Raw genomic sequence first — 26,464 nt, forward strand, 5'->3', positions numbered from 1 at the left:
CTTTCTTTTATTTGTTTTTTTTTTTTTTTTTTTTGGTTCATTGTGTGTGCCCCCCGCTGGGGGCCGCCCCCCCCCCCCCCCCACGACCCTCTTCACACCCCGACCAGCGAGGTAGCCCGATGTCTCAGTCAGCCTTCTCTCCCACGCAGCGTCAGCCGGCGATGGCCCGTGACCTGCACTGGATCCGCGGCGCGCTGCAGAGCGCCGTCTCCATCGAACACGCGACGATGCCGCTGTACTCGGCGGCGATGTACTCCCTCGAAGTACAGAACTATCCGGCGTACAACACGCTGCGGTCGGTGCTGATGGAGGAGATGCTTCACATGGCCGCGGCCTGCAACGCCCTGGCCGCGATCGGTGGATCGCCGCGGATCAAGCAGCTCGACCCGACGGCCATCCACACCGGTCTTGCCGGAACGGTGGCGCCGGGACTGACCGCGAGGTTCGCCCGGTTGTCCCGCAAGCAACTCGACACCTTCATGCGGATCGAGTCACCGGTGGAACTGCTGCCGGCCGACCAGCAGGCGCTCAGGTATCCGACGATCGGCAGCTTCTACAGCGAGATCAAGGCGGCGATCGAGGCGAACGTCGATCTCGTGGCCGGCGCGATCCGCGGCCGGCGGGTCGCCAATCAGGTCGGCGGCAACCTCGGCTATGCCGTCATCGACCCCAAGGGCAGCGATCCGGTCGGCCAGATCCTGGCCAGCCTCGACCTGATCATGGACCAGGGCGAGGGATTCGGCGCCAGCACGCTCTCGTCCGGAGCCGGTTCGCAGGACGAGTTGTCGCACTACGCGCGGTTCGCCGAACTGAGGTTCGGCCGGACGTACTCCGGTCCCGACGATCCTGAGCTCGACACCATCACGGCCGAAGGGCAACGCCGGTACTTCCGGGGCGCCAAGATCGCCTGGCCGACGGTGATCAACTCGCTCGCCGTACCGGCCGACGGGTACGCCGCGATCCTGCGGCTCGATCCGAACCGGGTCGGCGTACTACGTGAGCTGCGCGCCTTCGATGCCGCCTACACCCGGATGCTGGCTGCCCTCGACGACGCCTGGAACGGTCCGGCGGACCAGTCCTGGCCGAGCCTCGGCCGGGCGGTCTTCGAGATGAACGAACTGCGGGTGATCTCCTGCTTCAACATCCTCCGGCAGCCGGTGCCCGCCGCCGCGGTGGCGAAGATCGACGAGCTGTACCCGCTGGAGGCGGCCGAACTCCGGGCGCTGTCGGACTTCTCCGAGACCCTGTACTACGGTCCGCGGTTCCTCAACACCAGCCTGAACCGGGACCGCTGAGGTGCGAGCCCTGTTCGTCCTCACCAGCCACGGGGAGCTCGGCGACACCGGCCGGCCGACCGGCTTCCATCTCGGTGAGACCTCGCTGCCGTGGCAGCAGCTGACGGAGGCCGGCCATCAGATCGACCTTGCGTCGGTCAAGGGCGGCCGGCCTCCGATGGTCGGCCACGACCCGGGGCAACCTTCCGAGGTCGCCTTCCTGGCGGACCGGGCCGTCCAGGCCGCCCTCGACTCGACGATCGCGGCAGATCAGGTCGACCCGAGCGACTACCGCCTGGTGTACTTCGTCGGCGGCCACGGCGGCATGTGGGACTTCCGGGGCAACTCTGTGCTGCACACGATCGCCAGATCGGTGTACGAGACCGGGGGAGTGGTCGCGGCAATCTGCCACGGCCCCGCAGTACTGGTCGATCTCGAACTCAGCGACGGCAGTCGACTGATAGCCGGCCGACGAGTGACCTCGTTCCCCAAGGTGGACGAGGCAGCAAGGAACCTCGACACCGTGGTCCCCTTCTGCCTGCAGACCGCCCTGGAAAACAACGGTGCCCTCTACAGCTCAGGCCCGGACAAGGTAGAACACGTCGTCACCGACGGCCGCCTGATCACCGCCCAAAACCCCGCCTCAGCAGCCCGAATGGCAACGTCCCTAGTCAAAGCCTCAGCCACCCTCGAATCCAATGCCTAGCCGACTGCCGCAGTGAGAGACGTTGCCTGTCAGGCGAATGTCACTGCGGACACGGTTCCGGATCCGCCGATCGTGATGTTTCCTGCTGTGGCTTTGGTGACCAGCGCGCCTTGCCGGGTGTAGCCGGTGAAGGCAACATGATTGATCGTCGAGCCGGCGTCCGCAGTGATGCGTGCGGCTAGTTCGCCGGAACCGCGGTAGGTAATGTTCTGCAGGCTGACGTTCTGGATCAGCTTCCCGATTCCCTCGCCGGTGTTGCGTGGATCTGTTCTGATCTCCACGACGGCGGCGCGTTCCGGAAACCTGAAGGGATCGATGCGGACGTCTTTGAAGGTGATGTTCTGGATGGCCAGGTCGTGGTTGGCCCACACTTTCAGGCAGCCGGTAAACCTGTTGAGGTCCCACACGCCTTGCTGGTTGAGGATGTCGACGTTTTCGAACAGGACTCCGTCGATGAGTCCCGGGGTGGAGGACGAGCCGATCTTGATGATGTGTGCGCCGTCGCCCCACAGAACGCTGTTCTTGAAGGTGTTGTTGGTCGCCGCGCCGAAGTGATAGATGATGCAGTTGTCGTCAGGGGTCCGGATGAAGAGTCCCTGCGCGACACCGTCCGTGCAGGCGTTGAGGTGCACCCCGTCGGCGTTCACCTGGGCACCGAAGATGTTGACGTTCGAGACCCTCGGCCGGGTGCTGTAGTTCATCACCACGTTCCACATGGGTGAGTCGAGGATCGTGATGCCGGCCACGTGGTTGTCGCTTCCCTGGATGAGCCATACCGCACCGGTGCGCGCCTCCGCCGGGCTGGACACGGTGTGGTTGAGCTGACTGCAATCGAGGATGCCTCGTCCGCTGACGGTGACGTTGCTGAATCCGTCCGACATGAAGGAGCCTTGTACGACGGATCCCGGCGCGAGGTAGGCGTGATATCCGTCCCTGGACAGGAAGAACGATTCGCCCGAGTGCGAGCGGGCCCACCCCGAAGTCGTGTTCCAGGTCGCCGAGGTGTCGCCGTCGACGACGGAGGCGAAGCCCTCGACAGCCCCGGCGACGGCGCGATTCAGGGCCCGGTTGGTGCCGGTCCCCGCCTCCAGAAGGGCGAACTCGCTGATGGTGTTGCTGAAGATCCATCCGGTGGTGGCGTTGCTGCCGAACAGCCTCAGACGAGCGTAGCGGGCGGTTCGAGCCGGAATGGCTCCCTGCAGCGTGCCGTTCTGGGTGTTGTTCATGCCGTCGTAGACGGTGACGTACGGGTCGGCCGGGCTGTTCTTCATCTCGATGGTGAACTTGTTCGGGTACTCCTTGCCGTCCCACAAGGCCGCTTGGGTGAGGACGAAGGCGTCGATGCTGTAGGACCGGCCCATGTCGATCTCCACCCACTGGCCTCTCGGCAGGACGTGCAGGCCCGGCGCGAAGTAGTAAGTGTCTTTGCCCTGGGGCAGTTGGAGCGGGATATCGGCGCCCGGCTGGATGACGTGGACATTGGCGTCGGCTGTGCTGGGAGGTTTCGGCTCAGTGGTGACCGTTCCCTCGATCGGATTGGTCACCAGGTGAAGAGTCTTGGTCTCCCAGTCGTTGTTGATCCGCAGCACGAGCTTGCGCGGTGCTGCAAGGTTCTGGGTGAGGCTGAAACTCAGGGTGTTGCCTTGCTGCTGGGCTGCGACGCCGTACGACGCCGGTCGGAGGTCGAAGGCCGTGACGGGTTCGTTCACGGCGTAGGTGACACGGACGTCGACCGTACCGTTGAAATCGAACTGCGCCATCGACGAGTCGTAGCTGAGGGTGCCGAAATCGGCCTGATGCCCGAGCCGGATCTTGTAGACGAACAGGTTCGTCCAAGTGGCCGCTCCGCGGGGCCGGACCTGCACCGAGAAGGCAGGATTGGCCGCCACCTCAGCCGGCGGCGCGACCGCTCGCAGGCGGCTACTCAGCGCTGGCTTGCCCGTGACGGCACGAGCCTGTGCGGGACCATCGGCGCCGATACCGAGAACGCCGGCCGCTAGGCCGGCTCCGCCGATCTGGAGCAGGCGTCGTCGTGCAATGTCCATGGATGCCTCCGGGAGGAGAGAAGCAGGCGGATGAGGGGGCACTTGCCCGAGGCGGCCGGTCGGGGCGACCGATGTGTAACTGGTTACGGATGCTAGGAGCGCTCTAGGAACCGCGTCAATGGCTCGCCGAAGGCCTGTTTCCGTTAGGCATTGAGCTGCGGATGCTCGCTGGCTCCACACTTGACAAGGACTTGTTTGGCAGGTCTACTGAGCAAAAATATGGAAGCGGTAACACACTCACTTATCTGGAGGTGCTGCGCGTGGCGACTGCCTACGAGGTGGCGCAGCACGCAGGAGTGTCCGTCGGAACTGTCTCGCGCTATCTCAACCAGAACGGCTACGTGGCCGCGAAGACCGCCGGACGCATCAGGGCGGCGATCGAGGAACTTGGTTACGTCCCGAACGGAGCCGCACGCAGCCTGACGACAAAACGCACAGGACTGATCGGGTTTGTTGTCTCGGATCTACGCAACCCCTTTACCGCTGAGCTCGCCGACGCCATCCAGGAGCGAGCCAACGAGGGCGGGAGCTGTGTGGTGCTGTACGGAACCAATGGCGACGAGGAGCGCACAGTGCGAGGCATCGCGGCACTGCGCGGCCACAACATCGACGGACTCATCGTGACTCCGCCGGAGTCCCCGAAGATCAACCGGGCAGTGACATCGGCTGCCGACGCGGGCATCCCCGTGGTTCTGATCGGCATGACGCTCGACCGGCCGGCGGGCGACCGGGTCTCGACCGACACGTATCAGGGTGCAGGTGCAGCTCTCGAGCACCTCGCCGGCCTCGGGCACCGGCGCATCGGCTTCGTGGGCGCCCGCGATCAGGCTCAGGGCAGGCGGCGCGCCTACGAGGACAGCCTGACGAGATTGGGGCTGGTCTCCGATCCGCGCTTGTGTGTGCTGACCGAGCTCACCAGGAAAGGCGGACTGCAGGCTGCGGATGCGCTCCTCGACCTGCCGGATCCGCCGACCGCGATCTTCGCCGCCAATGACGTGATGGCCCTCGGAGTCTATGAAGCAGCCTATCGACGCGGTACGCACATCCCGTCGCAGTTGTCGGTGGTCGGCTTCGACGACATCGATCTCGCATCGCACGCGGCACCGCCGCTGACCACCGTCGCCCAGCCCAAGAGGCAGATGGGGATCGAGGCGATGCGGCTGCTCGAGAGCCGACTGAACGACCTTACTCAATTCGATCCACGCGACCTGAGACTGAACTGTCGGTTGGTACTGCGTGAGTCGACCGCCCCACCGCCCGGAGAAGAGAGCCAACGATGATCAGTCTCGATCTGAACAGCGACCGCTTTTACGACAAGGTGTGTGGATGCTGGCTGGGAAAGAACGCCGGCGGAACGCTCGGCACACCCCTGGAGAAGGCTTTCGGAGAACCCGAGCCGTTCGACGTGTGGTGGTATCCCGAACTGGGAGCCGACGGTGCTCTGCCGAACGACGACCTCGAGATGCAGCTCGCCTGGCTCAAGGCCGTTGAAGAGGTCGGTGTTCAGCTCACAGCCCGCGATCTCGCCCGCTACTGGCTCGACCACATCGGCTACAACTTCGACGAATACGGCCTGGCCAAGACGAACCTCCGGCTGGGCCTCGAACCCCCGTTGAGCGGGAGTTACAACAACTGGTTCAAGGACAGCATGGGCTGCCCGATCCGGTCCGAGATCTGGGCCTGTATCGCTCCAGGGCTTCCCCGCATCGCCGCTCGCTACGCCTACCAGGACGCGATCTGTGACCACGCCGGCGGCGAATCGGTCTACGGCGAGATGTTCAACGCCGCGGTGGAATCCGCCGCCTTCGTGATCGACGATCGCCGCATGCTCCTCGATATCGGGCTGTCCTACGTTCCGGCCGACAGCCGTACCGCGGCAGCCATCACTGCGGCGATCAGCGCCTACGACGACGGCCTGGACTGGAAGGCGGCCCGGAAGCTCGTGCTGCGCACGACCCTGCACTACAACGCGCAGTACTCCCCGATCAATCTCGGCTTTCAGGTCATCGGTCTGCTCTACGGCGACGACTTCGGCGACGGCATCTGCAAGACCGTCAACTGCGGATACGACACGGACTCGTCGGGCGCCGCGATCGGCAGCTACCTGGGCATCCTGGCCGGGCGGACCGGGCTTCCCGACCGCTGGATCGCGCCGCTCGGCGAGGGGATCGCAACGAACGAGGCTTGGGGCGGCGTGCGCCACCTGTCCGACGGAGCCAACCCCATCCCGGAAACGCTGGACCAACTGGCGGAGCGAATCCGGCGCGCCGCCCTGCGCGTCGTGGTGGAGCATGGCCTGGCCGGCCAGGACGGCATCCTGCGCATCGACGAGGCTGATCTCTACGCCGACGACAGCATCCTGTCCCTGCGTGACTCCAGTCCTACGTTGGTCGAATACCCTGGCGGCGACATCTCGATCGGCGTGGAGTACAGCGGAACACCTTCGGTCGCACCGTTGGAAACCAAGACGGTCACTACCTGGCTCAGCAACACCCGGCCGGACGCGATCACTACAAGCTGCTCGATCACGGTCCCCGCGGGATGGCGCGCACCGATGCCGCAGCAGCTGGTCGTCCCGGCACAAGGCCGGTCCCGCGTCGACTGGCAGATCGAAGTGCCGCAACGCGAACTGCTGGAGAACGCCAACCAGCTCCATATCGCGGTCACCCCCGAGGAGCGACCCGCGCAACCGGCTGTTCCGCTGGTCCTGATCGGCGGCTCCGCTGTCCGGGTCAGCGGCGTGTATCCCCGCGACGCAGAAACTGACGCCGATCTCCTCGACAAGGTCCTGCCGCCCGAGGAGATCGCGGGGACGATCTTCGACGTCGCCGGACGATCGGGCGAATGGCGTGAACAAGTTGCCGCTGACAACGCCTTGCCGTTGTCCGACGTCTTCACGACGCCGGGAGTTCTTTATGTACAGACGTTCCTCCATGCGCCCGAACCACAAGAGATCCTGCTGGCTGTGCACGCCAACTGCCCGGTGAAGTACTGGGTGAACGCCAAGCACATCATCACCGCCGACCGCTACCAGCCGATCCGCCCCGACTACCGCGGCCGCAAGGACTCGGCAGGCCCGGTCGCGCTGCACGCCGGATGGAACGAGGTCCTCCTCAAACTGGTCCGCGACGCCGCCGCACCGCCGGCCGAGTGTCACGTCACCACTGCCGGCCACGACGAGTTCCGCAACGGTCTACCGCGCCTCGGACGCACCCGGTTCCCCTGGACCGGTCGCTGACCACGCTCGTTCACCCGGCCTAGGAGGTTCGGTGCCTCGGGCATCGACCGAGGAACTGCAGCTGTGTCCGAAGTCGGTCAGCCGCACGCGAAACCGACGTCTGGACTTTCATCCTGTGACCGGTTACACATGTGTAACCGATAACACAATGCGTCGAACGGAGAGACGGTTTCCATGAGCGTGACTGCCTATGACGTCGCGAAGCGCGCAGGTGTTTCCGTCGGCACGGTGTCCCGCTTCCTGACCGGTCACGGCTACGTAGGAAAGGACTCGAGACAACGGATCGCCGATGCGATCACGCAACTCGGATTCGTTCCGTCGCGCGCGGCGGCGAGTCTGCGAACGAAGAAGACCGGGCTGATCGGATTCGTTGTCTCCGACCTCCGGAACCCCTTCACGGCGGTGCTTGCCACCGCGCTCCAGGAACGGTCGCGTGAGCACGGTTTCGGTGTGTTCATCGCTCATACGATGGGGTCGCCGGACCGCGCGATCGCGGCAGTCGATCTCCTGCGCGGACACGGAGTGGACGGTTTGGTCGTCACCCCACCGGCCAGCCCAGCACTCGTCGAACAACTGGCGGAGCTCCGTCAGTCAGGAATGCCGGTGATCGGGCTCGGCCTCAGGACCGACCCGCTGAGCTTCGACCTGCTCACCGTCGACACGCGATCCGGCGCCAGAGCGGCCACGGATCACCTTGTCGGACTGGGCCACGAGCGCATCGCCTTCATCGGCACCAGCAGGTCGAGCGGTCGGTATCAGGGCTACCGAGCAGCGCTGAAGGCTGCCGGGCTCCCTTTGCAGCGGGAGCGTGTTCAGGTCGGTGCCGTTGGACCCGACGCCGGCTGGAACGCAACCACCCGGTTCGCTGCGTTGCCGGATCGGCCGACCGCGATCTTCGCGTTCGACGACGCCACCGCACTGTCTGTTCTGCAACGCGCGCATGCTCTCGACTGGCCGGTGCCCAAGGCTCTGTCCGTAGTCGGCTTCGACGACGTCGATCTCGCGCGCAGATCAGTACCACCACTCACAACTGTGGTGCAGCCCACCGACGAGCTGGGCCGCATCGCCGTCGCTGAAATCGTTCGGCAGCTCACCGACAGCCTCGCTGAGCCCGCCGTCATCACATTGCCGACCGAGCTGGTCGTGCGCGGTTCTACTGGACCAGCGCCAAATGCCGGATCGGCGGCGAAAGGAACCAGGAGGAAGTCATGACCAGAAATTTGCGGAGCGGGGTCGGCGGTCTCAGCCGACGCGCACTTCTCGGCGCCGGCGCCGCGGCCGGCATGGGGATTGTCCTGGGCGGCGGACTGGCCGGATGCAGTGGCGGCAAGGGACTGCCGGGCAACGACAGCGCAGGGGATACCGGAAGCGGCACGGGTGAGCTGCAGTGGTGGACCAACCACGGGGAAGAGGACGCGAAGCTGCTGCAGCAGCGCGTCGATGCCTTCACGGCGGCAAACTCCGGCATCTCGGTCAAGATCCTCAACATCGCGGACATGCAGCAGTACTACACAAAGATCAACACCGCGGCGGTCGGGGGCGGGCTGCCCGATGTTCTCTTCGTCCGCTCGTTCGATGTCGGCCCGTTCTCCTCGCGCAACTGGCTGCTTCCGCTCAACGACTTGATCGCCCGGGACTCGGCCGAGGTGAAGCCGGCCGACTTCTGGCCGGCCGAGACGGCACAGCTGACCGCCGACGGGTCTGTGTACGGACTGCCGTACGACCTGTCCAACTTCGCCGTCTACATCAACAAGACCATGTTCGAGCAGGAAGGTGTGCCGCTCCCGACCGACGACTGGTCGTGGGAGGACCTCTACGAGATCGGTGCCAAGTTCGTCCGGAAGTCAGGTGGCAGGCAGACCCGGTGGGGCGCTGGGATCACCAGCTCCAACTGGTTCGCGATGGGTGTCTTCAAAGCGTACGGCGGAGCGACCTTCAGCGATGACCTCAAGAAGTGCGTGGTCAACTCGCCCCAGAACGTCGCGGTGCTGCAGACCTGGGCAGATCAGATGGCCAAGGGAGTCGTCCCGACTGCGGGTGCCACACCGAAGGGAGTCGATCCGTTCGCCTCCCAGCTGCTGCCGCTGTCAGTCGGCGGATCGTGGGCGACCCTGCAGACCCGGGCAGCGGTCAACGGCAAGTTCGAGTGGGACGTCCTGCGCCTGCCCAAGGGCTCCACAGGGAAGCGGCAGGTTTCGACCGCCGGCGGCGCCTGGGGAATCGCGAAGTCCTCGAAGAACCAGGAAGCTGCCTGGAAGTTCATCAAGTTCATCACCAGCGAAGACTCCACGAACACGCTGATCTCTGACCAGACCCGAAGCATCCCAGGTCGTCAATCGTCGGCGAAGAAGTGGGAACAGGTCGCCGCGACCGGCGGCCTCCCACCCGCGCAGGTCGGCTTGTTCCTGGATCAGCTGGAACAGGACGCCGTCAACTGGGCCTACCCCAAGTACTGGTCCGAGTTCGATCTGGCCTGGTCGAACCAGCTGAAGACGCTCGGCGTCAGCGGCAAGCCGGCCGAGATCCTCCGGAAGGTCGAGGAAGCAGCCAATGCCGCAGCAAAGCGTTACTGAGCCGCGAGCCCGGAGTACCGAGTCACCCCCACCGGTCACCGAGCCACCGCGTCCCCGACGTGGCACGATGGCCCGGCGCGAGGCCGTCACCGGCCTGCTCTGGGTTCAATCCTGGTTCCTGGGGTTCGCGCTGTTCACCCTCGGCCCGATCGTCGGTGCGGCCTATCTCGCGTTCACCGACTGGCGCGGTCAAGGTAAACCGCACTGGATCGGGCTCGGGAACTTCGTCGAGATCTTCACGGCAGACCCACTGTTCTGGCAGTCGGTGAAGGTCACTTCGGTCTTCGCGATCCTCTTCCTGCCTGCGAGCTTGGTCGTAGGACTCGGGATGGCCATGCTGATGAACCAGAAACTGGCCGGCGTGACGATTTTCCGCACGATCTACTACCTGCCGTCGATCCTGTCCGGCGTCGCCGTCGCCATCTTGTGGAGCTTCGTCTTCCATCGAGAGTACGGCGTGCTCAACTGGTTCGTCGGCCTGTTCGGAATAGCGCCGATCCCGTGGCTGGAGAATCCGCGGTGGGTGATCCCGGCACTGGTCATCATGCAGCTGTGGGGCGTCGGCTCGTCGATCATCATCTACCTCGGCGGTCTGCAGGGAATACCGACTGAGCTGTACGAGGTGGCGAGAATCGACGGCGCCGGATGGTGGAGTGTGCTGCGCCACGTGACGTTGCCGATGATGTCGCCGGTCATCTTCTTCCAGCTCATTCTCGGACTGATCGCGACGTTCCAGGTCTTCACCCAGGCGTACGTCATGACTCAGGGCGGCCCGGACAACGCAAGCTACTTCTATGCGTTGAACATCTACAACCGCGCCTTTGTCGAACTGCGTCTGGGCTATGCGTCGGCGCTCGCCATCGTCTTGTTCGTCGCGATCGTGGCCGTCACCGGAGTCATCTTCAAGACATCGAAAGCCTGGGTCTACTACGCGGGGGAGTCGCGATGAGCGGGTTCGGCGCCAGTCAGCAGGTGTATCGCGGCGTCAGTTCACCGGCCGACACCGGGCGGAAGGCAGCGTCGTACCTGGTGCTGCTGCTCGGTTCGACCGCGTTTCTCCTTCCGTTCGTCTGGATGGTGACCACCAGCCTCAAAACTCCTGAGGAGATCTACGCCTACCCGATCCGATGGATCCCCCAGACACCCCAGTGGCACAACTACGCCGATCTGTTCCGAGACGGCCCGTTCTTGCGTTATATCCTCAACACCGTCCTGATCTCGGGGATCGGTGTCCTGTTCTCCCTGATCGGCAGCTCGTTCGCCGCCTACGCGTTCGCCCGGCTGAGATTCCCCGGGCGGGACAAGTTGTTCTTCGTCATGCTGGCGACGATCATGATTCCGGCGTGGACGACATTGATCCCGTCGTACATCATGTTCGGCTACCTCGGCTGGCTCGACACCTATCTGCCCATCCTCGTTCCGGCACTGTTCGCCACACCCTTCAACACCTTTCTGCTCAGACAGTTCTTCCTGTCGATTCCGCGCGAACTCGAAGACGCGGCCAAGGTGGACGGTGCCGGAACGTTCCGCTGCTTCTTCCGGGTCATCCTGCCGATGTCCAAGCCGCCGCTCATCATCGTCGCGATCTTCGCGTTCCTGTTCTACTGGAACGAGTTCCTCGGCCCGCTCGTGTACCTGTCGTCGCAGGAGAAGTTCCCGATCTCGCTCGGCATCATGAACTTCGCGGGCGAGCGCACACAGGACTACGGCCAGATGATGGCCGCCGCCACGGTTGCCATGGCACCGTGCATCCTGCTCTTCCTGATTTCCCAACGCTGGTTCGTCCAAGGCGTCGTCATCACCGGGGTCAAGGGGTAGCTGGTCGCAGTCTGCCCCGTCGTGGTTGAAGCTGCCCCGGCCACGACGGGGCGCTTGTCACGACGTCTCGAAGAGGAGTTGTACGGTGGTCGACGCTGAGGCTGTGCCATCTGGGTTGATGACGGACCTGCGTGACGACGCCTTGGGCGTAACTCACGCGTCACCGCGGTTGTGGTGGCAGGTGCCGTTGTCGTTGCAGAGTGCCTACGAGATCCAGTTCACCCGGGGTCCGCGAGGCTTTGTTCCGGATGCGCCGACCGCGACTACGGGCGTTGTCGCAAGTGGTGCAAGCACTGCCGTGACTTGGCCGTTCGAGCCATTGCGTTCTCGCAGCGTAGGGTACTGGCGGGTTCGTACCCGTGTCGGTCCCGGCGCCGGGAGGTTCACCGGCTGGTCGGAACCGGCTCGCGTGGTGCTGGGACCTCTTGCCGATGAGGACTGGGCCGGAGCGCAGACGCTCTGGGCATCGCCAGCGGCCGGCGGTGACGGGATATCGAATGCGGCCGGCCGTGATGATTGGGCGTTCATTCGCCGTGAGTTCACACTGCCGGCGGGCACCATTGTGGGCGGGTATGCCTATGCATCGGCGCAGTCTCCTGCCGGGGCGCGGCAGCACGTCTATCGAGGCTGGTGCAACGGCACGCACATCGGCGTGGGACCTACGCGGTCGGTTGACGCGCCGCGCTACGAGGTGCACGACGTTACGCCGCACCTGCGGGACGGGCAGGCGAACGCGCTGGCCTTTCAGTGCTGGACCCAGACGGGCCAGCAGTTTCAGGCCTTGCTGGACGTCTTCTACAGCGACGGGGCGCGGGTCACGATTGTCACCGATCCGTCGTGGTCGGCACGGACAGCCCAGTCGACACTCCCTTGGGCCGGCGACCTGGGGTCTTGGTGTTATGTCGCGCCGTCGGAGGCGTTCGACGCACGCTTCGACTCGGTGGGTTGGCGTGAGCCGGGCTATCGGGGCACGGATTTCGCGCCTCCGGCAGTGATGCCTGCGTTGACCGGGTTGGTTCCGGGAGGATCGGCGGGCATAGAACAAATTGAGCACCGCCCGCTGAGCGTCGTACAGACCGCTCCAGGGCAGTGGCTGGTGGATACCGGACGCGAGCTGAGTGCTGGTGTGCGCCTGTCTCTGACAGTGCCGGACGAGTTTGTCGGCACGACGGTGGAGCTGCGGATGGGTGAGCAGCGCGACGCCGACGGTACCGCGCGCTACCAGTTGCTGGCGCAAATCGAGTACCGGGATGTGTGGACGGTGCGTGCCGGCCCGCAGGTCATAGAGCATTGGGGATACCGGACTTTTCGTTGGTTGCAGCTGACTGCGGATGCGTCACTGGACCTGTCGAACGCGGTCACCATTCTGGAACAGGTCGCGCCACAACCGACACAGATCGGGTCGTTCTCCTCGTCCGACCCGGACCTGGACGCGGTGTGGAACCTGTGCGCATACACTCTCGCGGCCAACCGGATGGATCTGTACATGGACAGCACCACCCGGGAACGCGATGTCTACGAAGCTGATGTGGTGGTGCAAGGCCGCTGCGAGATGGCGTTGTCGCGCAGCTACGACATCGTTCGCAAGTCCAGCCGCTACCTGCTGCGCCGCCCGACCTGGCCGACGGAATTCAAGTTCCTGACGATCACGACCGCATGGGAGGAGTATCTCGAGACCGGAGACCTCGATGCACTGGCTGCGGACTTCGACCTGCACGTCGCCGCGCAGGGTGAGAAGTGGCTGGGTCCGGACGGACTGATCAACAAGGAGCCCGGAGCATCCAGTTCTCCGGACGCGGACATCGTCGACTGGCCGGACACTCAGCGCGACGGGTACGTGTTCACCACAGTGAACACAGTCGTCAACGCGTGCCAGTACCAGGCGTTCGTGATCCTGCGACAGGTGGCCGAGAAGCTTGGCCGCACCGCCGATGCGGCGCACTACGAGGCGCTTGCCCGGCACCTGCGAGCATCGATGAATTCGCAGCTGTACGACGCCTCGACCGGGTCCTACTACGACGGCGTAGGTACCACTCATAGGGCGCAGCACGCCAGCCTTTACGCGGCGAGCCACGGTGTTGCCGACGAGTCCGAGTTGCCGAAGATCGCCCGCTGGCTCGTCTGCGATGGTGCGAACCCGGTGCGCGTCAGTGTCTATGGGGCACAGTGGCTGTTGGAAGCTCTCTTCCTCGGCGGACGCGCCCAGGACGCACTCGACATCATGACCAGTCGCGGTGCGAGCTCCTGGCTTTCGATGATGGAGACCTGGGGGGCGACACAGACGATGGAGGCGTGGTCGCCGCAGGTGAAGAAGAACACGACGTTCAGCCATCCTTGGGCGACCGCGCCGTTGAATGTCATCGCGCGTTATCTTCTTGGCGTCCGCGTGGTCGAGGCGGGCGCCGCGTACGTCGAAGTCACCCCACATCCGGCGTCGCTCGTTCACGCCAGCGGAGCCGTGGCCACGGTCCGGGGACCCGTCAGCGTCGAATTCGAACAGTCGCCGTCCTACCGAATCAGCGTGACCCTGCCAGGCAACACCCAAGGCATACTTCGCTGGCCACATGCAGGCCACCCGCTGAAGGCATTCACCGTCGACGCCCCGTCCGGACCGCTACCCCGACCAAACCTGGACGGCGACACCGTTGTCGTCCACCTCTCACCCGGAGCAACCTCCTTGACAGCCAACCTCCCAGACGCAGCTACCCATCCCTAACCGATCCCAGTCGGCTCCAGTTCTCCATCGCGCCGGATTCTCTGTCCGCGGTAGCTGACGTCTTTGAGCGTAAGGACCCGCCGTCGATGCCGAGTGGACCGGTCGGAGGCGGTGTCCGAGTTTTGTCTGGCGAGGAGGCGATCAGGTCGGGTGGATCCGGTGGACGGCGAGGTGGTCTTTCAGGCCGAGGAGGAGCCATTGGTCGGAGACATCCGCGATCGCGGCTCCGTCTCTCATGGGAGGTGAGCAGAGGGCGCCGGTGCGGTCGACGGCGACCGTTCCGATGAACTTTGCGTCCTCCTTCTTGCTTCCCTGCTTGGTCTGGAGCTCACCCCACAGATACGGCCCGATGCCCAATGCAGGCCGGAACGTCAGGCTGCCAGGACGGTGCTTACCTTTGGCCGCTCGGCCCTTGGGGAGTGTCTGGGTGACGAATCCGTTCGGTCCCTTGGCCCACCACGCCATACCGCTGTCCCATGCCAGCAGTGGCGGTTCGGTCCCGACCAGGACCGGCGTGGCCGACGTTTCCGGGACGTCGAGTTGGTCGCCGGTCGACAATCGGACGAGTTCGTAGTCCTGCCGGTTGCCGGGGCTGAGGAGGACGAAGTCGGAGGCTGTCTGCTTGTGGCCGTACGGGCCACCCAGCGCGTTGGCGCCGGTCCAGCGAGCCTTTCCCGTCCGCGCGTCCAGGACTTCGGGCAGCCAGGCTGCGGAGTTCCCCGTACGACGGGCCACGACAACCGACTCGCCGTCACCCGACAGTCCGGTAAGCCCGGTCGCCCGCCAGAGTTCGGTGCCGGTCTTGGCGTCGATGGCGATCGTGGTCGGGGACGTGGCCGGCCAGTGCGGTCCGTAGGGTGCGCTGACGGTCGCGAGTACGACGGAGGCGGCGACGGCCGTCACCATCGTGCGGTCCGTGGTGGCGGTGGGCGCCGCGGAGAATCGCCAGGCCGGCGCGCCCGTCCGGGCGTCGACACCGATGATTCCGCTGGTCGTGGCGCCTTTCTGCGCGGTCGCATAGGAGATCGGGATGACGTTGCCGACGAGCTGGAGGCCCGGGTTCTGGATGGTGATCGGCGAGAAGTACTGCGCCGGCCCGACGATCGACAGCCAACCGTTGCCGATCCCTGGCAGCGTGAGGGGCTTGCTTCCGTCGAGTGTCCACCGGCGGACGCCATCGGCGGCGCCGAAGCAGACAAGCCGGACCTTTCCGGTCCCGGATCCGTCGGCGAGTACCACCGAGTCGCCGACGATCCGCGCGCGGCCAGGCATCGCCTCGCCGGGGGTCACCAGCGGTTCCTGCCAGGTCTTCTCCAGTTTCAGCGGCCGTGCGCCTTCGCCCGGGCTTGCCCCACAGGCCGCGACCAACGGAACGGAAGCAGCCCCGAGCAAAACAGTCCGTCGCCGCACAACCATGGCGAGACCGTATCGGCTCCGAGGGTCCGGATCGCGTCACACGTCTTTGCTCTTCGAGGGCGGCACTCCTCTTACTGAGGGAGTTCTGTGCCGGTGCGTTCGGCAACCATGTACGCGGCGTACCAGGCCGGCCAGTTCTCGTCGGCCTGGCCTGTGCGGGCCTCGTGCTCGCCGTGGGCGGCTGCGGCGCGTTTCAGCGCGTCCTCGAGGTCTTCGACCGAGGTGTACGTCGCCTCTGCGGGGTTGACCCGTCCAGGGAGTCGCGTGGTGACCTCCTGCAGCAGCCAGGTGTTGCCGTCGGGGTCGCTGAAGGTCGCGAAGGAGCTGTAGCTGGACCGCTCGTCGGCCGGCCCGGAGACGCGCCCGCTGAGATCGCCGGCCTCGAACTGGGCGCCCGGCGTACCAGGATGGAAGACCTCGCTGACGTCCGCGCCCTGCTTGATGAGGTCCGCCCGCGCGGCCTCGACATCGGAGACGACCAGGTAGAGCCCCTGCGCCGTACCGGGCTCGGCCGACGTGATCTTCGTACCGAACTGGACCGACGCGGGGGAGCCGGGCGGCGTCAACTGGACGACCCGGAAGCCGTTGTCGAACGCGAAGTCGGCATCGAGCCGCCAGCCCAGGCCGGTGTAGAAATCCTTCGACCGGTCGACGTCCGCGACCGGAATGACGACCGCCTCGAACTTCAGGTCGACAGAGCCCGGGGCCACCGCGCCTGACTCGTCACTGCGTACTTCGATAGTGCTCATGACTTCCTCCAGAGATGAACCTTGTTCGTTGACACCTACTCTGCCGCCGTCTGGACGGCTTCACGCCAGTGAGAATCCCTGGTCAGCTCCCCGATGCACCCGTGTGTAGCTGCGCGCCCAGGTCCCGCAGTACATGAAGGAACGCCTCGGAGAACGTCGGAAGCGGCTGGATCACGTCGAGCAGCCTCCACCGGCACCTTCGCGCGGATCGTCGAGCGTTGCGGCGGCTGCTTCGTGGGGAGACGGCTGGGTACAGGGGGCGCTCCTACCGCAGCCAGAGACGTCATGGGGTGCGGGTCCTTCGATTGAGGAGTGGCGATGTTCCGGCATACCAAGCGGTTGCAGTTCGAGGCCAGACCAGAGCGTCCTGACCCGGTGTACGCCCGCAAGTTGCAGGAGTTGATCGGCGGCGCGTACGGCGAGATGAGCGTGACGATGCAGTATCTGTTCCAGGGCTGGAACTGTCGTATGGAGGGCAAGTACAAAGACCTTCTGATGGACACGGCGACCGAGGAGATCGGTCACGTCGAGATGCTGGCGACGATGGTGGCCCGGCTCCTCGAGGGTGCGCCGGCCACGATGACCGCCGAGGCGGTGGAGGATCCCGTCATGGCGGCGGTTCTGGGTGGCATGGATCCGCTGCAGGCGATCATGGCCGGCGGCGGAGCGTTGCCCGCCAACTGTCAGGGGGTGCCGTGGAACGGCGGCTATATAGTTGCTAGTGGCAACCTCTTGGCCGACTTCCGGGCGAATGCCGCGGCCGAGGCGCAGGGCCGGCTGCAGACCGCCCGCTTGTACAACATGACCGACGATCCAGGGGTGAAGGCCATGCTGCAGTTCAACCTGGCCCGCGACACCGTGCACCAGAAGCAGTGGCTCAAGGCGATCGAAGAACTCGAGGCCGACGGGCTCGAGACCCCGATCGTCCCCAATGCCTTCTTCGACGAGGAGGACCAGGTCCACAACCACACCATCTGGGGACTGTCCGACGGAACCGACGGTCCGACCGGCGGATGGTCCGAAGGCGACGATCCGCTGGAGTACCTGCTCGATCCAGAACCGCTGGGTGGCCCCGGCACCGCTCCTGCGCCGGACCCTGCTCTGTTCGGCACCTACTCGACCGTCCAGGACCTCAAGGGCACGGTCAAGGCGAAAGCACAGGCGGCGAAGAAGAACATTTCCGCACGTGCGACCAAGTCGACCACCAAGAAGTCAGCCGCGAAGAAATCGACTACGAAGAAGTCGACTACGAAGAAGTCGACGGCGACGAAGACAGCGAAGACTGCCCGAAAGCGCTGACCAAGCCCTACCGCAGTGAACCGGGCAGCCCACCCACTTGGCTGCCCGGTTCAGCTGCTCAGTCGCGCTGCCCTGGCGACGCGCGTCAAGGCCGCCGAGCCGACCCGCAGCAGGTCGGCCCGGTGGCGGCCACGGCTCGCCGTACCCGGACCGCAAACCGCAGCCGGCAGGATTTGACCTGGGGTACCGGGCTGGTCCGCAGATGTTGCCGTCAGCAAGGTGGTCACCTATGTCGAACGGGATCCACGACTTCCTCCTCTCCCGGGAGGCGGAGCTGGTGGACGAGCTGTCCAGCTGGGTTCGCATCCCCTCGGTCGCAGGGTTGCCGGATCGGCGGATCGAAGTCGTGCGCTCGGCCCGTTGGCTGGCCGGGACGCTCCGCGAGATCGGCTTCCCCTTGGTCGAGGTCTGGTCGGAGGACGAGGCGCCGGCGGTCTACGCCGAATGGTGCGGCGCGCCCTCGGCGCCCACGGTCCTGGTCTACAGCCATCACGACGTACGGGTCAGCAAGGACGAGCAGTGGAAGGAGACCCGGCCGCACGAGCCCGTCGTACGGGACGGGTACGTGTACGGGCGCGGCGCCTCGGACGCCAAGGGCCAGGTCATCGCGCATCTGTGGGGAATCCGGGCCCACCTCGCGAAGACCGGGCTCGAGGCGCCCGCGGTGAACCTCAAGCTCCTCATCGAGGGCGAGGAAGAGACGGGCTCGCCCCACCTTCGGCAACTGCTCGAGGACAACCAGGACAGGCTGGCGGCCGACCTGGTGATCTTCTCCGACACCATGGCTTGGCATGCCGATCATCCAGCCGTGTGCATGAGCATGCGCGGCACGATCAACGCCCACCTCGAGGTCTACGGCCCGCTACGGGACGTCCACGGCGGCGCCGTTTCCGGGCCGGCGCCCAATCCCGTGCTCGCGATGGCCCGTCTGCTCGGCGGCCTGTACGACGACAAGGGCCGAATCACCATCCCAGGGTTCTACGACGAGGTGGTGGAACCCAGCGATCGCCGCCGGCAGGAACTCGCCGACCTGCCGTTCAGCGAGGAAGACTGGCTCGCCCGGTCCGAAACCCGCAGTACTGCGGGCGAGGCCGGCTACACGGTCCTGGAACAACTGTGGACAAGACCTGCGATCGAGGCCACCTCGATCGTCGCCGGCGATCCTGTCGGACTCCCTCGCGCCGTCATCCCCGCTGTCGCTGCAGTCGACCTGAGCATCCGGACAGTCCCGAACCAGACGGTCGCAGCCGTAGCCGATCAACTGCACCAGTGGGTCGCCGAGAACCTGTCCCCGGAGGTCGACCACGAATTGACCGTCACCATCGACACCGGGCAGGACCCGTATCAGACCCCCGAGGACCATCCCGCTGTCGACGCATTGGCCGCGGCCATGGCCGAAGGTTTCGGCTCGCCGGTCGGCCGAATGGGCAATGCCGGCGGTGGACCGGCACAGTGGCTCGTGGGCGCGGCCGGAGCCCCCATTCTCTTCTTCGGCACGGGCCTCCCCGAGGACCGCTGGCACGACAGCGACGAGCGTGCGTCGATCGACGTACTACGCAAAGGCGCCGCCACCCTGGCCCACCTGTGGCCCCGCCTTGCAGCCCTCCCGCCACGATCGCAGGACCGCTGACGCATGGCCAACCACCAACGTTTCACCGTGCACCCCTCGTAGGCGCAGGGGCACCGCGAGGGCCTGGGTACGAGTTGGTCGCGCGGGTGAATCTCATCCCCTGAGATCGGAACCGACCGGCGCTGACATCCGGCTGTTCATGAAGCCGACCGGCGTGCCTTAGATGGCGGGTGTCGTTCGGGGCGCGGCGATCCGCTGGGCGGCATGGACCACGGCGGCACGGCGGCGAGCGACCTCGTCGTCGTTCTGTACGTCGCTGCCGGAGAGCATCCGTGCGATCTGCGGTGCTGCGGACCAGTAGCTCGACAGGGCGATGACCAGGAAGACCAGGTGGGCCGGGTCGAGGGTGTCGTCGAGCAGGCCGGCCCGTTGCGCCGCTGCGATGGCCGCAGCCTTCCCGGCGTACAGGTCCGTGCGACCGATCTCGTCCGGGACGCTGCCGGTGTCCGACAGCCCTTCCCACAGCACAAGTCGTGCCAGGTCGGGATGAGCCTGCTGGTAGTCGAACGTCCCGCCGGCGAACTCCCCGACGTCCGCGGTGTGGGCGATGACCAGCGGCACCGCGGCGGCGAGCTTGTCCAGTTCGCTGCGGATCACCGCGGAGAACAGCTTCGACTTGTCACCGTAGTAGTTGTAGACGCGTTCGCGGTTGACCCCGGCGCGCTTCGCGATCCGGTCGACGGTCGTCCCATCGGGGCCGTGCGCGGCGAACTCGGCCACCGCCGCCTGCAGGATGCGGCGCTTCGTTCCCTCGACGTCCCATGCCATGGGCACACCTTAAACGATGCCAACACCAGCGTTGCAGTTGGAGATGGATCCGGCTAGAGTCGAAAACATCACCAACATGAGTGTTGGAATTGTCCTGAGGTCGAGCGAGGCCTCCGGGCGACGTCACATCCCCCACACCTGAGAGCAGGGCCATGACCAGCAAGACAGTGTTAATCACTGGTGGGACCAGCGGCATCGGTGCCGAGACCGCGCGGTTGCTCCTCGACCGCGGTCACTGCGTGGCCGTGACCGGCCGCAACGAAGCCAAACTCAAGGCGTTCCTCGACGCTGCCGGCCACCCCGACCGGCTGCTGGGGCTCATCGGGGACGCGGCCGACTGGCCGGCCACCCGATCCGCCGTGACCGCCACCGTGGAGCGCTTCGGCGCCCTGCACGCCGCGGTGGCCAATGCCGGGTTCACCTCCGCCGACTATCAGCGCACCGCAGGTGCGACCCTCGACGACGGCGACCCGACGCTGTGGCCGCCGATGGTGCTCACCAACGTCCTCGGTCCCGCCCTGCTGGCAAAGGCTGCCTTGCCCCACCTCGAGGCCACTCGCGGGCGGATGGTGCTCATCGGCAGCGTCGCCGGGCTGAAGAACGCCCCCGCCAGCCTCTACTCGGCCACCAAGTGGGCCGTCACCGGACTCGCTGAGAACCTGCGGTTGCACGCCACCACCCGCGGCATCGGAATCACCCTCGTCAACCCCGGCATGATCGACACCCCTTTCTGGGAAGGCAATAGCGCGCCCCCCTTCGCCCTGCCACCCCGGCACGTCGCCGAGTCCATCTGCTTCGCCCTCGACCAACCAGCAGGCGTCGACCTCAACACCTTGACCATCCGGCCGATCGGGCAGCCCGTATGACCGACGGTCCCGGTGCGTCGACAACGCGGCGGCCGAAACTCGCCGAGGGCCGGTCGCCGGGCCCACTCATCACAGCGTTGACATCACGAAGGAGAGCGTCATTCACGTTTTCGTGACCGGAGCTTCCGGATTCATCGGCCGGGCGGTCGTGGCGGAGCTCGTCCACAACGACCATGAGGTGACCGGTCTCGCCCGCTCGGACGAGTCGGCTGCCGTCGTCAGGAAACTCGGAGCAGCCGTGCACCGCGGTGACCTCGACGATCTCGACTCGATCCGCGGCGCGGTCGAGAACGTCGATGCGGTCGTCCACCTCGCCAACAAACACGACTGGTCCAACCCCGCCGAGAACGACCGCGCCGCGCGCGCCGTGGTGCAGACGATCAGCGAGGCGCTCGTCGGATCGGACCGGCCGTTCGTCCTCGCATCCGCCACCGCGCTCGCTGGGCAGCCCGAGATGGGACGCCCAGCCACCGAGAACGACCAGAGTCGTGCCGTGGGCCCTGCCTCGCTGCGCGGTGGGGAGGAGAACCTTGCGCTGGATCACGTGGACAGGGGCGTCCGTGCCATCCCCGTGCGGTTCGCCACGAGTGTGCACGGCGCGGGCGACCCGAACTTCATCGCCATGGTGAGCCGAGCCGCGCGGCGCCGCGGATCGGTTCCCTACGTCGGCGACGGCACCAACCGGTGGCCGGCGGTGCACCGCTCCGACGCAGCCCGGTTGCTGCGACTCGGCCTCGAGAACGCCCCCGCAGGCAGCATCCTGCACGCGGTCGCCGAAGAGAGCATCGCCTTCCTGGAGATCGCCGAGGCACTCGCCGCCCGCCTCGGCGTCCGGGCGGAGTCGGTCACCGCCGAGCAGATCGCCGACGAGATGCCGTTCGTCGGCCGGTTCATGGCCGCCGATATCCCCGCCTCGAGCGCCATCACGCGCGAGCGACTGGGCTGGGCACCGACCGGCCCCACCCTGTTGCAGGACATCGCGGCAGGCCATTACGACCAGCCGTAGGCGACGCGCTATCCGGGGCATCCTGCTGCGCGAGTCCAAGGCCAAGCAGGCTTGCCATCTAGCCTTCGGCTGGACCGGACTGTGTGCTCACAGCGACCTCCGTTGCTGTGCTCAGCTGCCGGTGCTCTCGCGGATGACGAGGTCGTAGTCGGCGGAGATCTCTGCTGGGGGAGTGGTGTCGCCTTCGAGCCGGCTCAGGAGGAGTTGTACGGCGTGCTTGGCGATCTGGGTTTTGTCGGGGCGGATCGTGGTGAGGCTGGGCGTGCTGTAGCGGCCGTCTTCGATGTCGTCGAAGCCGACCAGCGCGATGTCCTCGGGGACGCGGAGGCCGTGGGAAAGAATGGTGCGGAGGGCTCCGAGGGCCAGCAGATCGTTGTAGCAGAAGACGGCGTCGGGAGGATCGGGCAGTGCCAGCAGGTCGCTCATCGCCGCGGCGCCGTCCGAGCGGTGGAAGAATTCCGTCGGACGGATCAGCTCGGGCGTGATCTCCAGGCCGGCAGTGCGCAGAGCGGCCGTGAAGCCCGCGGTCCGCAAGCGGCCGGTCTGGCGGCTCTCGTCGGCCTGATCGCCGATGGCCGCGATCCGGCGCCGGCCGAGGTCGATCAGATGCCGGGTCGCGAGCCCGGCAGCGCCGACGTTGTCGATCATGATGTGGTCGAGGCCGCCCTGGATCACCCGCTCACCGAGCAGGACCACCGGCGTCGACGACGGCCGGTCGCGAAGGTCGGCGCCGTCCAGCGCCAGCGGGTTGAAGATCAGTCCGTCGAACATCGCGGCCCGGTTGCCGCGCATCACCAGCTCCCGCTCGCGGACCGGGTCGCCGTCGGTCTGGTCCACCACGACCGTGTAGCCCGCGGCCGCGGCCTGCTCGATCACCGCCCGGGTCAGCTCGGCGAAGTACGGTACGTCGAGCTCCGGCAGCACCAGCGCGATCAGCCCGGACCGCCCGCGCCGTAGCGTCCGGGCAACCGCGTTCGGCTGGTATCCGAGCTCGTCGAGCGCTTTTTGCACCCGGGCCCGGGTGCCGGCCGCGACCTGCGGGAAGTCGTTCACGACATTCGACACCGTCCGGACCGAGACACCGGCCCGGTCGGCCACTTCGCGCAGGGTGGCGGCCACTGTGCACCTCGTTCCGCGATCGGCCTCTTGACACTTGCAACGTTGCAACCTTAGCGTCTCCAGCATCACTTGCAACGTTGCAAGCCTCACAAAAGTCATCAGGACGCCAACATGACCAACTCTTTTTCAGCTCCGGTTTCCCGTCGCACGGTGCTCCGTGGCGCCGGTGCGGCCTTGGTGGCCGGAGGACTCAGCGCCTGCGCCCCGGGAAACACGACCAGCAGCAGCCCGCTGCCCGCCAGCAGTGCCACCGCCCCGCTGTCCGGTGAGATCACCATCTGGGATCGCACCGGCGATCTGTTCAAGGTGTTCGACCGGGCGATCGCCTCGTTCACCGCGAAGTACCCGCAGGTGAAGGTCAACCACCTCGCCGTCGACATCAACGCCAAGCTCCCGGCCACCTTGATCAGCGGTGCCGGCGTGCCCGACGGTGCGTTCTACGACGACGCGCTGCTGACCGGGGTCGCGCCGCATCTGCACGATCTCAGTCAGCTGATCGAGCAGTACAAGTCCGGCATCGCGCCGTACAAGCTCGGGGTGGTGACCGTCGACGGCAAGGTCGTCGCGGTGCCCTGGGATCTCGATCCCGGCCTGCTGTTCTACCGCGAGGACATCGTCACCCGGGCCGGTGTCGATCCGGCCGGTCTCACCACGTACGACGCTCTGCTCGATGGGGCGCGGTCGGTCCGGGAGAAGTTCCCGAAGGCCAAGCCGATCCATCTCGAGAACGACCAGTTCCTGGCCCAGTTGTGGCTCGACATGTTCGCGAACCAGCAGGGCGGGGCGATGGTCGATGCCCAAGGCAGGCTCACCATCGACTCCGATCCGTACCGGAACGCGCTGACCTGGCTGGACACCGTGCGGTCGCAGGGCCTGGGCACGTTGGCGAAGTACACCCAGCCGACCGATCTGCAGACCCAGGACAACGGGACCCAGGTATTCGTGCCGTGGGCGCAGTGGTTCGCATTCGCACCGCAGCAGTTGCTCAAGGCAAGCAAGCGGAAGTGGCGGGCGACCGCGCTGCCGGCTTGGCAGCCGGGCGGCGCGCGGGCCGGAGTGATGGGCGGCTCGTCGTTCGTGATCCCCGCCAAGGCGAAGAATCCCGAGCTGGCTTGGCGCCTGTACGAGCACCTGGTCTTCAGCAAGCAGGGCTACACCGCCGTCTACGGTCCCAACGACGTGTACCCCGGTGGCCTGAACACCTCGATCCCGTCCTACCTGCCGGCGCTCGACCCGAACACACCGCTGTTCAAGCCGATCGACGGACTCGGCGGCCAGGATCTGTGGAAGGTCGCGGTCGAGGCGGGCAAGCAAGTGCCGGGCGGCTACACGATTCCCACCTGGTGGGGGAAGGCCGTCGACTACTTCGGCGTCAACGTGCAGAAGCTGCTGGTCGGGCAGATGAGTCCCGATGAGGTCCTGAAGACGTCCACGACCCAGATCCAGAAGAATCTGATGGGGCCCCGGTGATGGTGACCGTCACCGAGGCGACAACGACCCGGCGGGCGGTGACGACGGTACGGCGACGGCGGGTCCGCGCCGCGCCGTACCTGTTCATCGCGCCGTTCCTCCTGGTCTTCGCCGCCTTCAGCGCCTACCCGATCTTCTTCGCGCTGCAGTTGAGCTTCACCAACTGGCACGGCGCGGGGGCGCTCGAGGTGATCGGGTTCGCGAACTACCGCTACCTGCTGACCAGTACCGACTTCTGGCAGTCGATGGCGACGTCCGGCGCGCTGTGGTTGCTCGTCATCCCGGCGCAGGTGCTGCTCGCGCTGACCATCGCGGTCACGTTGCGCAAGGCGAGGTTCCGGGCCTTGTTCAGTGCCGCGCTGATCGCGCCGTTCGTCACGCCCCTGGTGGCGATGGCGCAGGTCTGGATCATTCTCTTCGATCACGACTTCGGCGCGGTCAACCACGGCCTGTCCACGCTCGGACTACCGGCCATCGGATGGTTGACGACGTCGATCGGCGCGAAGATCACCGTTGCCCTGCTGGTGTTGTGGCGGACGACCGGGTACGCCGTGATCCTGCTGATGGCCGGACTCTCGTCGGTTCCGCCCGACGTCTACGAGGCGGCAACGATCGACGGCGCCGGCGCCTGGCAGCAGTTCTGGTCGATCACCGTGCCGCTGGTCACCAGGACACTGAGCTTCGTGGTGGTGATCGGCACGCTGACCATCTTCCAGTTGTTCGCCGAGCCGTACGTCGTGACCGGCGGTGGGCCGTTCAACGCGACCCGGACCGCGGGGCTCTATCTCTACAAACACATCACCAACTCCGACCTAGGACTCGGAGCCGCGAACTCGATGCTGCTGGTGCTGATGGTGGTGGCCCTGTCCTTCGCGTCGATCCGCCTACTGCGCTCGCGGGAGGACTGATGAGCACCCGTTCCTCCGCATCTGTCCGGTTCGGCCGCTACGGCCTGCTGATCGTGGCGGGCGTCCTCAGTCTCGCACCGCTGGTCTGGATGGTGTTTTCGTCGCTGAAGCCCGGCGCGGAGATCGTCGCGCGGCCGTTCAGCTTCGACTTCGATCAGCTCACCCTAGGGAATTTCCGGGCGATGCTGGACACGATCCCGATCGGGATCGGCTTCCGTAACACCGCGATCGTGGTCGTGGTCAAGGGCGCACTGACGATGGTCTTCTGCCCGATGGCCGGGTTCGCTTTCGCGAAGTACGCCTTCCCGGGCAAGCGGATCCTCTTCGCCACCGTGCTGGTCACGTTGATGCTGCCGACGCTGGTGCTGCTCATTCCGCTGCTGCTGGAGATGAGCCAGTTCGGCTGGGTCAGCACCTTCCAGGCCTTGATCCTGCCCGGCGCGATCGACGCGTTCGGCGTGTTCTGGATGCGTCAGGTGATCATGGCGATCCCCGACGAACTCCTCGACGCGGCCCGGGTCGACGGTGCCGGTGACCTGCGGATCTTCGTCAGCATCGTGATGCCGGTGATCCGTCCGGGGCTGGCCGCGCTCGGCGTACTGACCTTCATCAACATCTACAACGACTTCGTCTGGCCCGTGGTCGCGGTGAACGACGAGCAGCACCAGACCCTGCAGGTGATGCTGTCGGCGCTGTCGCAGAACATCCGCTCGGGTCAGCTCGGCGCGGACTGGACCAGTGTCTGGGGTCAGTTGCTGGCCGCCAGCACCGTCGCCGCGATCCCGGTGCTCATCGTCTTCATTTTCCTGCAACGTCATCTGATCAAAGGCGTCATGGCCGGCAGCCTCAAAGGCTGAGACCTG

Annotated in this window: 21 protein-coding genes; 16 read left to right on the forward strand and 5 right to left on the reverse strand. The window is 66.0% G+C overall.

Translation table 11 applies throughout. The annotated features are described in order from the left end of the window. The first annotated feature begins 119 nt into the window (after positions 1 to 119). Together ABZ004_RS09155 and ABZ004_RS09160 are read left to right on the forward strand one after the other, a co-directional pair. The gene (locus tag ABZ004_RS09155) at positions 120 to 1,295 is read left to right on the forward strand and encodes a ferritin-like domain-containing protein (protein ID WP_355679259.1); all 1,176 of its coding nucleotides are present in this window, start codon (positions 120 to 122) and stop codon (positions 1,293 to 1,295) included. A 1-nt stretch (position 1,296) separates the two neighbouring features. Next, positions 1,297 to 1,980: a type 1 glutamine amidotransferase domain-containing protein gene (locus ABZ004_RS09160; protein ID WP_355679260.1), complete on the forward strand. Its 684-nt coding sequence runs from the start codon at positions 1,297 to 1,299 to the stop codon at positions 1,978 to 1,980. 29 nt (positions 1,981 to 2,009) lie between these two features. Here the strand turns inward: ABZ004_RS09160 and ABZ004_RS09165 are convergent, their stop codons facing one another. Beyond that, positions 2,010 to 4,025: a hypothetical protein gene (locus ABZ004_RS09165; RefSeq protein WP_355679261.1), complete on the reverse strand. Its 2,016-nt coding sequence runs from the start codon at positions 4,023 to 4,025 to the stop codon at positions 2,010 to 2,012. 161 nt (positions 4,026 to 4,186) lie between these two features. Between ABZ004_RS09165 and ABZ004_RS09170 the strand changes: the two genes are divergently transcribed. The 7 genes from ABZ004_RS09170 to ABZ004_RS09200 all read left to right on the forward strand — a co-directional run bounded on the left by ABZ004_RS09170 (position 4,187) and on the right by ABZ004_RS09200 (position 14,370). Further along, on the forward strand, positions 4,187 to 5,305 hold the full coding sequence (locus ABZ004_RS09170; protein WP_355679262.1) for a LacI family DNA-binding transcriptional regulator: 1,119 nt from the start codon (positions 4,187 to 4,189) through the stop codon (positions 5,303 to 5,305). After that, complete coding sequence (locus tag ABZ004_RS09175; protein ID WP_355679263.1) at positions 5,302 to 7,263, forward strand: ADP-ribosylglycohydrolase family protein; 1,962 nt, start codon at positions 5,302 to 5,304, stop codon at positions 7,261 to 7,263. Before ABZ004_RS09170 ends, ABZ004_RS09175 begins: the two co-directional genes overlap by 4 nt. A 174-nt stretch (positions 7,264 to 7,437) precedes the next feature. Further along, positions 7,438 to 8,475, forward strand: coding sequence for a LacI family DNA-binding transcriptional regulator (locus ABZ004_RS09180; protein WP_355679264.1), 1,038 nt, complete (start codon positions 7,438 to 7,440; stop codon positions 8,473 to 8,475). Next, positions 8,472 to 9,836, forward strand: coding sequence for a sugar ABC transporter substrate-binding protein (locus tag ABZ004_RS09185; protein ID WP_355679265.1), 1,365 nt, complete (start codon positions 8,472 to 8,474; stop codon positions 9,834 to 9,836). The genes ABZ004_RS09180 and ABZ004_RS09185 overlap by 4 nt, the downstream gene beginning before the upstream one ends. A 67-nt stretch (positions 9,837 to 9,903) precedes the next feature. Continuing rightward, positions 9,904 to 10,785 carry a sugar ABC transporter permease gene (locus ABZ004_RS09190; RefSeq protein ID WP_355679266.1) on the forward strand — a complete coding sequence of 294 codons (882 nt, stop codon included), beginning with the start codon at positions 9,904 to 9,906 and terminating at the stop codon, positions 10,783 to 10,785. Next, positions 10,782 to 11,654, forward strand: coding sequence for a carbohydrate ABC transporter permease (locus tag ABZ004_RS09195; protein ID WP_355679267.1), 873 nt, complete (start codon positions 10,782 to 10,784; stop codon positions 11,652 to 11,654). The genes ABZ004_RS09190 and ABZ004_RS09195 overlap by 4 nt, the downstream gene beginning before the upstream one ends. 85 nt (positions 11,655 to 11,739) lie before the next feature. Further along, the gene (locus ABZ004_RS09200; RefSeq protein WP_355679268.1) at positions 11,740 to 14,370 is read left to right on the forward strand and encodes a family 78 glycoside hydrolase catalytic domain; all 2,631 of its coding nucleotides are present in this window, start codon (positions 11,740 to 11,742) and stop codon (positions 14,368 to 14,370) included. A gap of 141 nt (positions 14,371 to 14,511) precedes the next feature. Here ABZ004_RS09200 and ABZ004_RS09205 read toward each other — a convergent pair whose 3' ends face one another. Beyond that, entirely contained in the window at positions 14,512 to 15,786 is a 1,275-nt protein-coding gene (locus ABZ004_RS09205; RefSeq protein ID WP_355679269.1) for a PQQ-binding-like beta-propeller repeat protein, read from the reverse strand. A 71-nt stretch (positions 15,787 to 15,857) separates the two neighbouring features. Then, positions 15,858 to 16,535, reverse strand: coding sequence for a VOC family protein (locus tag ABZ004_RS09210; RefSeq protein ID WP_355679270.1), 678 nt, complete (start codon positions 16,533 to 16,535; stop codon positions 15,858 to 15,860). 318 nt (positions 16,536 to 16,853) lie between these two features. Between ABZ004_RS09210 and ABZ004_RS09215 the strand changes: the two genes are divergently transcribed. Further along, positions 16,854 to 17,834, forward strand: coding sequence for a manganese catalase family protein (locus ABZ004_RS09215; RefSeq protein WP_355679271.1), 981 nt, complete (start codon positions 16,854 to 16,856; stop codon positions 17,832 to 17,834). A 229-nt stretch (positions 17,835 to 18,063) separates the two neighbouring features. Continuing rightward, positions 18,064 to 19,464, forward strand: coding sequence for a M20/M25/M40 family metallo-hydrolase (locus ABZ004_RS09220; protein ID WP_355679272.1), 1,401 nt, complete (start codon positions 18,064 to 18,066; stop codon positions 19,462 to 19,464). 159 nt (positions 19,465 to 19,623) lie between these two features. On the opposite strand, the gene ABZ004_RS09225 is transcribed toward ABZ004_RS09220, so the two are convergent. Beyond that, positions 19,624 to 20,232, reverse strand: a complete 609-nt coding sequence (locus ABZ004_RS09225) for a TetR family transcriptional regulator (protein ID WP_355679273.1) — start codon at positions 20,230 to 20,232, stop codon at positions 19,624 to 19,626. A gap of 152 nt (positions 20,233 to 20,384) precedes the next feature. Between ABZ004_RS09225 and ABZ004_RS09230 the strand changes: the two genes are divergently transcribed. Both ABZ004_RS09230 and ABZ004_RS09235 read left to right on the forward strand, forming a co-directional pair. Next, complete coding sequence (locus ABZ004_RS09230; protein ID WP_355679274.1) at positions 20,385 to 21,098, forward strand: SDR family oxidoreductase; 714 nt, start codon at positions 20,385 to 20,387, stop codon at positions 21,096 to 21,098. 112 nt (positions 21,099 to 21,210) lie between these two features. Continuing rightward, entirely contained in the window at positions 21,211 to 22,104 is an 894-nt protein-coding gene (locus tag ABZ004_RS09235; RefSeq protein ID WP_355679275.1) for an SDR family oxidoreductase, read from the forward strand. A gap of 111 nt (positions 22,105 to 22,215) precedes the next feature. Here ABZ004_RS09235 and ABZ004_RS09240 read toward each other — a convergent pair whose 3' ends face one another. Next, positions 22,216 to 23,223 carry a LacI family DNA-binding transcriptional regulator gene (locus tag ABZ004_RS09240; RefSeq protein ID WP_355679276.1) on the reverse strand — a complete coding sequence of 336 codons (1,008 nt, stop codon included), beginning with the start codon at positions 23,221 to 23,223 and terminating at the stop codon, positions 22,216 to 22,218. A 111-nt stretch (positions 23,224 to 23,334) separates the two neighbouring features. Between ABZ004_RS09240 and ABZ004_RS09245 the strand changes: the two genes are divergently transcribed. The 3 genes from ABZ004_RS09245 to ABZ004_RS09255 are packed head-to-tail and all read left to right on the forward strand — an operon-like array spanning position 23,335 to position 26,458. Further along, positions 23,335 to 24,693 (forward strand): extracellular solute-binding protein, encoded by a 1,359-nt coding sequence (locus tag ABZ004_RS09245; protein WP_355679277.1) that lies wholly within the window; start codon positions 23,335 to 23,337, stop codon positions 24,691 to 24,693. Further along, on the forward strand, positions 24,693 to 25,601 hold the full coding sequence (locus tag ABZ004_RS09250) for a sugar ABC transporter permease (protein WP_355679278.1): 909 nt from the start codon (positions 24,693 to 24,695) through the stop codon (positions 25,599 to 25,601). Before ABZ004_RS09245 ends, ABZ004_RS09250 begins: the two co-directional genes overlap by 1 nt. Next, positions 25,601 to 26,458: a carbohydrate ABC transporter permease gene (locus tag ABZ004_RS09255; RefSeq protein WP_355679279.1), complete on the forward strand. Its 858-nt coding sequence runs from the start codon at positions 25,601 to 25,603 to the stop codon at positions 26,456 to 26,458. The genes ABZ004_RS09250 and ABZ004_RS09255 overlap by 1 nt, the downstream gene beginning before the upstream one ends. The last annotated feature ends 6 nt before the right edge of the window (positions 26,459 to 26,464 follow it).

The sequence above is a fragment of the Kribbella sp. NPDC006257 genome (genome assembly GCF_040613535.1).
Taxonomy (GTDB): domain Bacteria; phylum Actinomycetota; class Actinomycetes; order Propionibacteriales; family Kribbellaceae; genus Kribbella.